Annotated in this window: 7 protein-coding genes; 3 read left to right on the top strand and 4 right to left on the bottom strand. The window is 71.6% G+C overall.

Annotated elements, in window-relative coordinates; genetic code table 11:
- The first annotated feature begins 151 nt into the window (after positions 1-151).
- Positions 152-1,150: a tryptophan--tRNA ligase gene (trpS, locus tag ACOTKD_RS38060; protein WP_424893594.1), complete on the top strand. Its 999-nt coding sequence runs from the start codon at positions 152-154 to the stop codon at positions 1,148-1,150.
- Between the two features lie 67 nt (positions 1,151-1,217).
- Here the strand turns inward: trpS and ACOTKD_RS38055 are convergent, their stop codons facing one another.
- Positions 1,218-2,195 carry a GlxA family transcriptional regulator gene (locus ACOTKD_RS38055; protein ID WP_424893593.1) on the bottom strand — a complete coding sequence of 326 codons (978 nt, stop codon included), beginning with the start codon at positions 2,193-2,195 and terminating at the stop codon, positions 1,218-1,220.
- Between the two features lie 93 nt (positions 2,196-2,288).
- Between ACOTKD_RS38055 and ACOTKD_RS38050 the strand changes: the two genes are divergently transcribed.
- Positions 2,289-2,888, top strand: coding sequence for a cysteine hydrolase family protein (locus ACOTKD_RS38050; protein ID WP_424893592.1), 600 nt, complete (start codon positions 2,289-2,291; stop codon positions 2,886-2,888).
- Positions 2,889-2,995: 107 nt separating this feature from the next.
- Here ACOTKD_RS38050 and proC read toward each other — a convergent pair whose 3' ends face one another.
- Positions 2,996-3,805 (bottom strand): pyrroline-5-carboxylate reductase, encoded by an 810-nt coding sequence (proC, locus tag ACOTKD_RS38045; RefSeq protein WP_030369974.1) that lies wholly within the window; start codon positions 3,803-3,805, stop codon positions 2,996-2,998.
- 494 nt (positions 3,806-4,299) lie between these two features.
- Between proC and ACOTKD_RS38040 the strand changes: the two genes are divergently transcribed.
- On the top strand, positions 4,300-5,922 hold the full coding sequence (locus ACOTKD_RS38040) for a SulP family inorganic anion transporter (protein ID WP_424893591.1): 1,623 nt from the start codon (positions 4,300-4,302) through the stop codon (positions 5,920-5,922).
- On the opposite strand, the gene ACOTKD_RS38035 is transcribed toward ACOTKD_RS38040, so the two are convergent.
- Together ACOTKD_RS38035 and ACOTKD_RS38030 are read right to left on the bottom strand one after the other, a co-directional pair.
- Entirely contained in the window at positions 5,852-6,961 is a 1,110-nt protein-coding gene (locus tag ACOTKD_RS38035) for an NAD(P)/FAD-dependent oxidoreductase (protein WP_424893590.1), read from the bottom strand. The two genes, ACOTKD_RS38040 and ACOTKD_RS38035, sit on opposite strands and share 71 nt — an antisense overlap.
- Before the next feature lie 52 nt (positions 6,962-7,013).
- Positions 7,014-7,901, bottom strand: coding sequence for a sigma-70 family RNA polymerase sigma factor (locus ACOTKD_RS38030; protein WP_424893589.1), 888 nt, complete (start codon positions 7,899-7,901; stop codon positions 7,014-7,016).
- Positions 7,902-8,056: the final 155 nt, after the last annotated feature.

Genomic DNA, 8,056 nt, shown 5'->3' with positions numbered 1-8,056 from the left:
CCTGGCCCCGCCAGCCCCGCCCGATGGTGTGGGGGGCCGCCGCCCGGCGCCCCCGACTCCGTGCTTCGCGCATGCATCCAACGGCCGCCGCCTCGGCGGCCGTTTTGCTGTCCGGGGCGGCGTCCCTCTCCAGACAGGGAGCGCACACCCCATGACCCGGATCTTCAGCGGCATCAAGCCCACCGGCCACCTGACGCTCGGCAACTACCTCGGCGCCATCCGCCAGTGGGTGGAAGTGGACCAGCACAAGGCCGACGCGCTGTTCTCCGTCGTCGACCTGCACGCGCTGACCGTGGACCACGACCCGGCACGTGTACGGCGGCTCAGTAGGCAAACGGCCACCCTTCTCCTGGCGGCCGGACTGGACCCGGCCCTCTGCACCCTTTTCGTACAGAGCCACGTGGACGAGCACACCCGGCTCTCCTATCTCCTGGAGTGCACGGCGTCCGACGGCGAGATGCGGCGGATGATCCAGTACAAGGAGAAGGCCGCGCGGGAGCAGGCGGCCGGCGGGAGCGTACGGCTCTCGCTGCTGACGTATCCCGTGCTGATGGCGGCGGACATCCTCGCGTACGGGGCGGACGAGGTCCCCGTGGGCGACGACCAGGCCCAGCACGTCGAACTCACGCGGGATCTCGCGGTGCGGTTCAACCAGCGGTACGGGCACACGTTCACCATCCCCAAGGCCGTCCTTCCGACGGTGGCCGCCCGGGTCATGGACCTGCAGTCCCCGACGGCGAAGATGGGGAAGTCCCACGCGGAGACGGCGGGCATCGTCTATCTCCTGGACGAGCCGGACGCCGCGCGCCGGAAAATCATGCGCGCGGTGACCGACAGCGGCAGCGAGGTCGTCCACGACCGCAAGAACCGTCCCGGTGTCACCAATCTGCTGGAGATCCTGGCGGCCTGTACCGGCGGCCGGCCCGCGGAGCTCGCGGAGGGCTATTCCTCGTACGGCGCGCTGAAGCGGGACACCGCCGACGCGGTGCTGGAGGTGCTGCGGCCGCTGCAGGAACGGCATACCGAGCTGTGCGGCGACCCGGGTTACGTGGACGCGGTGCTGCGGGCGGGCGCCGAGCGGGCGCGCAGCCTCGCCCGGCCGACCGTGGACGCGGCGTACCGCGCCATCGGGCTGCTGCCCGCGTACTGAGGCCTGGCCGGCGGTTCGCGACCCGAGTCGCCGGCCACGACCCGAGTCACTGCCCATCCGCGGATCACTACGCACTCGCGGAGCGAAACGCCCGCCGGTAGTCGCGCGGGCTCGTGGCGAGGCGGGCCGCGAAGTGCTGCCGCATGGTGACCTCGCTGCCGAAGCCGCAGCGGCGGGCCACCTCGGGCATCGGCAGGCCCGTCCGTTCCAGGAGCTTCTGTGCCGCGGCGATGCGCTGGTCGAGCAGCCACTGCACCGGGGTCGTACCCGTCGTGGCCGTGAAGTGGCGGGCGAAGGAGCGCGGTGACATGCCGGCCCAGCCCGCGAGGTCGGCGACGGTGAGCGGTTCGGAGAGGTGGCGCAGGGCCCGTTCCCGTACGGCTGCCAGGGCGTCGGCCTCGCGGTCGGAGCAGGGGGTGGGCTGTTCGACGAACTGGGCCTGCGTGCCCGTACGGAAGGGGGCGGTGACCATGGCGCGGGCGATGGTCGCCGCCGCCTCCGCGCCATGGGCCGTACGGACCAGGTGGAGGCAGAGATCGATGCCGGCGGCGACGCCCGCCGCGGTCCACACGCCGCCGTCCTCGACGAACAGGGCGTCGGAGACGACCTGGACACCGGGATGGGTGCGGGCCAGGAGCCCCGTGAGGTTCCAGTGGGTGACCGCGCGGCGGCCGTCGAGCAGGCCGGCCTGGGCGAGGACGAAGGCGCCGCCGCAGAGCGCGGCGACCGGCACACCCGCACCGTGGGCGCTGCGCAGGGCGGCGAGGACGGGTTCCGGCACCGGGGCCAGCTGCTCCTCCACCCCGGGGACGACCACGAGGTCGCTCGCGCCGAACCCGCTCAGGGCTTCGAGGTCCTGGTCGGGGGTGAGGGTGAGGCCGCCGGGCATGGCCACGGGAGCCCGGTCGGCGCCGTGGCGGCGCAGCGCGAAGCGGGGAGCGCCGCGGGCGGTGCGGTCGATGCCCCAGACCTCGGTGATGACGGCGACGTCGAAGGCGCGGATGCCGGGAAAGGCCACGAGGGCGATGCGCTGCGCTGGCTGCATGGGCACCATCCTGCCCACCTGTGGCAGCAATCCATCGAACAGGGTCTCTTCTGCCACTGGGCCGGCCCCGCGGCGACGACCAGGATCGTCAGCATGAACAGCGCACAGAGCATCCGTATCAGCGACAACGCCGCCCTCGTCGTCATCGACGTACAGAACGCCTGGAACGACGAGGACTACTTCCCGCCCCGCAACAACCCGGCCGCCGAGGGCAACATGGCGCAGCTGATCGACACCTGGCAGGCGGCGGGCCGGCCGGTGGTGTTCGTACGGCACGACTCGCCCAAGCCGGACTCCCCGCTGCGCCCGGGTCAGCAGGGGAACGACCTGCAGGACTTCGTCGAGGAGCGGCGCGGCAAGGGCAGCGGCCCTGAGCTGCTCGTCACCAAGACGGTGAACTCGGCGTTCCTCGGCACGCCGGACCTGGGGCGCTGGCTGGACGAAGCGGGGATCCGGCAGCTGGTCGTCATCGGCATCATGACGAACTGGTGCGTGGAGACGACCGCCCGGATGGGCGGGAACCTGGGTTACGACGTGATCGTGCCGGTCGACGCGACGTACACGTTCGACGCGGTCGGCCCGGACGGTGAGTCGCTCACGGCGGACGAGCTGTTCCGCGCGACGGCGACGAACCTGCACGCCGCCGGCTTCGCGAGGATCGTGCCGACGGCGGCTCTGGTGGAAGGGGCCTGATCAGCCTTCGCCCGATGATGGATGGGGTCTGATCAACCCGCGCCCGATGGCGGATCGTTCCTGCTCGATCCCCGACCGATGCCCGACCGATGGCCGAACGGGTCTGATCAGCCCTCGCCCGAGGCCAGCTCCCGGCTGCGGTCGCGAGCGGCCTCCAGGGCGGCGATCAGCGCGTGCCGCACCCCGTGCTTCTCCAGCTCGCGGATGGCGTTGATCGTGGTCCCGGCCGGTGAGGTGACCGCCTCGCGGAGCTTGACCGGGTGCTCCCCGCTGTCGCGGAGCATGACGGCCGCGCCGATGGCGGCCTGGACGATCAGGTCGTGGGCCTTGTCCCGCGGGAGGCCGAGGAGGATGCCGGCGTCGGTCATCGCCTCGACGAGGAAGTAGAAGTACGCCGGTCCCGAGCCGGACAGCGCCGTGGCCGCGTCCTGCTGGGACTCGGGCACCCGGAGCGTCTTGCCGACGGGCTTGAAGATCGCTTCCGTGCGGAGGAGGTGGTCCTCCGTGGCGTGGGTGCCGCCGGAGATCACCGACATGCCCTCGTCCACCAGGACGGGGGTGTTCGGCATGACGCGCACCACGGGGTTGCCGCCCGGCAGCCGCTCCTCGAAGAACGACGTCGGCACGCCGGCCGCCGCGCTGATGACCAGCCTGTCGGCGGGCAGGTGCGGGGCGAGCTCGGCGAGGAGCGCCGCCATGTCCTGCGGCTTCACGGCCAGGATGAGGGTGTCGGCGGTCTTGGCGGCCTCGGCGTTGGTGACCGTCTCGACGCCGTACCGGGCGCGGAGCGCCTCGGCGCGCTCGGGGCGGCGCGCGGTGACCAGGAGGTCCCCGGTCGACCAGCCGGCGCGGATCATGCCGCTCAGGAGCGCCTCGCCGATCTTTCCGGTACCGAGGACGGCGACTTTCTGGGTCACGGACTCCACCTCTTCGCTGGTCGGGGGCGTGTCTTCGCCGCACTTCGCCGGTCTTCGTTCGCCGCGCTTCGCGGGTCTTCGCCGGTCAGGGGCGGACCCGGTCATCTTTGCACCCCGCGCGCACGTCGTGCGCCGGGCGCAGTCCACCGGCAAGCCCACGAGGGCCTGCGCCGGAGCGATGGGACGAGCGGATTCCGGCCAACCACCACAGCGTTTACATCGTGGTAACGCGCCGACGCTCCCCGGGCCTTGGCCACTTGGACAGAATGACCGCGGGTGTCCACGGCACGCTCCGTCACCCTCTACCGTCCGGCCGGACCTCTCCCCGACGTCTCCGCTGCCCGTACGACCGCACGACCGTACGTCCGCATCCGTACGGTCCGTATCGCCACATCCCGCCAAGGCTCCAAAGGCTCCAACCGGCTCCGACAGGCAACGATCACCGATCACCGATCACATCGCTGCGCGACGCCACGCGCTGGAGGCAGATCCTCATGGACAAAATACCCCTCAGCCATGCCCGCAAAGTGCTCGCCAGGGCCAAGCTCCGGTCAAACCCTCCCCACAGCCGCGCCAACGAGCAGGGCTCCGAACGCCTCGGCCGGAGCGGCCCGGGCCGTGACCTGCGCGCCGACATCACCGCCTCCCTCGTCGTCTTCCTGATCGCCGTGCCGCTCTCCGTCGGCATCGCCGTCGCCTCGGGCGTCCCGGTCGAACTGGGCCTGGTCACCGGTGTGGTCGGCGGCCTCCTCACCGGGCTGCTGCCGGGCAGCAGCCTGCAGGTCAGCGGCCCGGCCGCCGGTCTGACCGTCCTCGTCTACGAGGCCGTGCGCGAGTTCGGGCTCACCGCGCTCGGCGTGCTGGTCCTCACCGCCGGCCTGCTGCAGATCGCCATGGGACTGCTGCGCCTGGGCCGCTGGTTCCGGGCGATCTCCGTCGCGGTCGTCCAGGGCATGCTGGCAGGCATCGGCCTGGTCCTCATGGCCGGCCAGATCTACGCCATGGCCGACATGCGCCCGCCCGCGAGCGGCCCGGAGAAGCTCACAGGCATCCCCGACCTCATCATCGACACGCTGATCTCGACGGACGCCCTGACCGCCGCCGCCGTGGGCACCGCCACCATCGCCGTCCTGGTGCTGTGGCCGCGCTGGCGGCGCGGCGCCCAGTTCGTGCCCGCGCCCCTGGCGGCGGTCGTGCTGGCGACGGGCGTGGTCGCCGGCCTGTCCCTGCCGGTGAACCGGATCGAGGTGAACGGACTGCTCGACGCCGTCCAGCCGCCGGGCAGCGCGGACTTCGCGCGGCTCGGCGAGATGAGCGTCCTGGGCACGGTCCTGGCCTTCGCCCTGATCGCCTCGGCCGAGACGCTGTTCAGCGCCGCCGCCGTCGACCGGCTGCACGAGGGCCCGCGCACGGACTACAACAAGGAGCTCATCGCCCAGGGCGCCGGCAACACGGTGTGCGGGGTGCTCGGCGCCCTGCCGATGACGGCGGTCATCGTCCGCAGCGCCGCCAACGTCAACGCGGGAGCGAAGACCAAGGCGTCGCGCGTCCTGCACGGCGTCTGGCTGCTGTTCTTCGTCTCGCTCGTCCCCTGGGCCCTGGAGGTCATCCCGGTGGCGGCACTCGCGGGGGTGCTGATGCACGCGGGGTGGAAGCTGCTGCCCTTCCGGGACGTCGTCCGGCTCTGGCACGAGCACCGGGGCGAAGCCGTGGTGCTCGTGGTGACCACAGGTGCCATCGTGACGACGAACCTCTTCGAGGGCGTCGTCATCGGCCTGCTCATGGCCGTCGCCAAGGCCGCGTGGGAGACCTCTCACGTCCATGTGGAGACCCGGACGGCCGAGGACGGCACGGTGCGCGTCCGGGTCCTGGGCAATGCGAACTTCCTCCGGCTGCCCAGGATCCTCGACGAGCTGGAGGCCACGCTGCCGCGCTCGGGCGGCGGTGTCGAGCTCGACCTGAGCGGCCTGCGGCACATGGACCACGCGTGCCGGTCGGCGCTCACCGCATGGGCGGAACGCAACGCCGAATCCCGCGGCCCGGTGGCTACCGGGCACGGGCCAGGCTCGCCGCCGCACGCAGGCTCCGGACCGTGGAGCGGACAACCTGCTCCTTGACGAAGGCCGCCGGCCGCCCCGTCAGAACGGAGCTGCGCGGCGAGTCGTCGCCGTGCACCGGCTGCACGAGCCCGTCGCTGCGGCCGAGGCTGATGCACTGCATGACGTAGCGGAACGCGAGCGGCCGCGCCGGCCGGGATCCGGTGCCGGATCCGATACCGGCTCCGATACCGGCTCCGATACCGGCGAGGACGGACGCCGCGGCGTGCGCGCCCGTGGGCATCGCGGTCGCGCACGCCATACGGAGGGAGGTGGCCGCCGCGTCACCAGCCGCGTAGACGGCCGGGTCCGTGGCCGACCGGAGCGTACGGTCGACCACGATCCGGCCCGCGGCGTCGAGCTCGAGGCCCGCCGCGGCCGCGAGCTCGGTGCGCGGCCGCAGCGCCGCCGACCAGACGGTGACATCCGCATCGACGCCATCGACAGAGGCGACGCGCTCCCCTTCCTTCACGCTCACGCCCATCGCGCCGAGAGCCGTACGGACATGCCTGCGTCCCCTGCCGGACAGGCCTGCGCCGAGCGTGCCCGCGGTGAGAAGACGGACCTCCCACGCGGGGTGCGATTCGGCGATCTCCGCGGCGAGTTCGATCCCGGTGAGCCCGCCGCCGACGACGGCGAGCCGCCCCGGCCCGTCGAGCAGCCGCTTGCCCAGCTCGGCCGCCGACTCGGCGGTGTAGGCCCGCTCCGCCGCGTCCTGCGCGAAGCGGGTGTCCGTGACGCTGCCGAGTGCGTACACGAGCCGGTCGTAGGAGACGGTCCGGCCGTCATCCGTACGAAGCTGCCGGCCCGCGCGGTCCAGGTCGACGGCACGGGCGGCGAGGTGCCGGATCCGTGTTCCCCGGAGGAGGCTGGAGAGGGGATGGGTGACGCTCACCCCGGGCCGCCCGGTGGTGAGTTGGTGCTGGCGGACCCGCTCGGTGAAGTGGTCGCTGGGGTCGATGAGGGTGACGGTGACGTGGGGGTTCAGCGCCAGCCGCAGGGCAGCGGTGAGACCGGCGTAGCCGGCGCCGAGGACGACGATGTCGGTTCGGTGCGTCATACCCACACGACGAAGTAGAGGGCCGAAGTGTGACAGTCGCAGTCGCAGCGGATCACAGCTTCAGCGGATCGAGGTGGCGGAGCTTGTCCGGGTTGGCGACGGCATACACCTCCGTGATCCGCCCCTCGTGCACGGTGAACGCGATGACCATCACCCGGCCCTGCGCCAGGTCGACGGAGACGATTCCGGGGGCGCCGTTGACGTCCCGGACCAGCACCCGCATCGACAGCGGGTCGAAGCCGCGGCTGATGCCCTGGGCGAAGCGGGCCACGTTCTCGCTGCCGCAGACGGGGCGACGGGCGGCCGAGACCTTCCCACCGCCGTCCGAGCGCCAGACGACGTCGGGGTCCAGGACGGACAGGAGACTCTCGAAGTCGCCGTTCATCACGGCGGCGAGAAAGGCGTCGACGGTACGGCGGTGCTCAGCACGGTCGACGGAACAGCGCGGGGACTCCGCACGCACGCGTTTGCGTGCGCGGGACGCCAGCTGCCGTACGGAAGCCGGAGTCCGGTCGACGACTTCGGCGATCTCGGTGAACGGTACGGAGAACACGTCGTGCAGGATGAACGCCGTCCGCTCGGCCGGCGTGAGTTTCTCCAGCACGGTCAGCAGCGCGATCCCGACGGATTCGTCCAGGGTGACCCGTTCCTCGGGACCGGGAACCGTGCCGAGGACCGTTCCGACGATCGGTTCGGGCAGCCAGGGGCCGACGTAGGTTTCGCGGCGGGAGCGGGCGGAACCGAGTTGGTCGAGGCAGATTCGGCTGACGACGGTCGTCAGATAGGCGGCGGGGTTGGCAGCTTCGTCGTCGGGGAGGAGCTGCCAACGCAGCCAGGTCTCCTGCAGCGCGTCTTCGGCATCGGCGACCGAGCCGGTGATGCGGTAGGCGACGGCCCAAAGTTGCGTGCGGTGTTTCTCGAAATCAGCCAGGGGTGCCATGGGACCACCGGCTCCTCTCGTGAGCGCTCGGGTAAACGCGAAAAAGCCCTGGTGGGAACTCAAGGTTCCCACCAGGGCTTTCTCTAAAAATTGTTCGGCGGCGTCCTACTCTCCCACACGGTCCCCCATGCAGTACCATCGGCGCTGAAAGGCTT

Origin of the sequence: Streptomyces sp. XH2 (genome assembly GCF_049725035.1) — a bacterium.
Taxonomy (GTDB): domain Bacteria; phylum Actinomycetota; class Actinomycetes; order Streptomycetales; family Streptomycetaceae; genus Streptomyces; species Streptomyces roseoverticillatus.
Note: the sequence above shows the minus strand (reverse complement) of the source record. Positions and strands in the feature narration are given on the sequence as shown.

What these genes read in the sequence shown, in the direction of transcription:
- ACOTKD_RS38035 (WP_424893590.1), bottom strand. Translation starts at nt 6,961, where the DNA reads ATGACGCACCGAACCGACATCGTCGTCCTCGGCGCCGGCTACGCCGGT.
- ACOTKD_RS38030 (WP_424893589.1), bottom strand. Translation starts at nt 7,901, where the DNA reads ATGGCACCCCTGGCTGATTTCGAGAAACACCGCACGCAACTTTGGGCC.
- ACOTKD_RS38050 (WP_424893592.1), top strand. Translation starts at nt 2,289, where the DNA reads ATGAACAGCGCACAGAGCATCCGTATCAGCGACAACGCCGCCCTCGTC.
- trpS (WP_424893594.1), top strand. Translation starts at nt 152, where the DNA reads ATGACCCGGATCTTCAGCGGCATCAAGCCCACCGGCCACCTGACGCTC.
- ACOTKD_RS38055 (WP_424893593.1), bottom strand. Translation starts at nt 2,195, where the DNA reads ATGCAGCCAGCGCAGCGCATCGCCCTCGTGGCCTTTCCCGGCATCCGC.
- ACOTKD_RS38040 (WP_424893591.1), top strand. Translation starts at nt 4,300, where the DNA reads ATGGACAAAATACCCCTCAGCCATGCCCGCAAAGTGCTCGCCAGGGCC.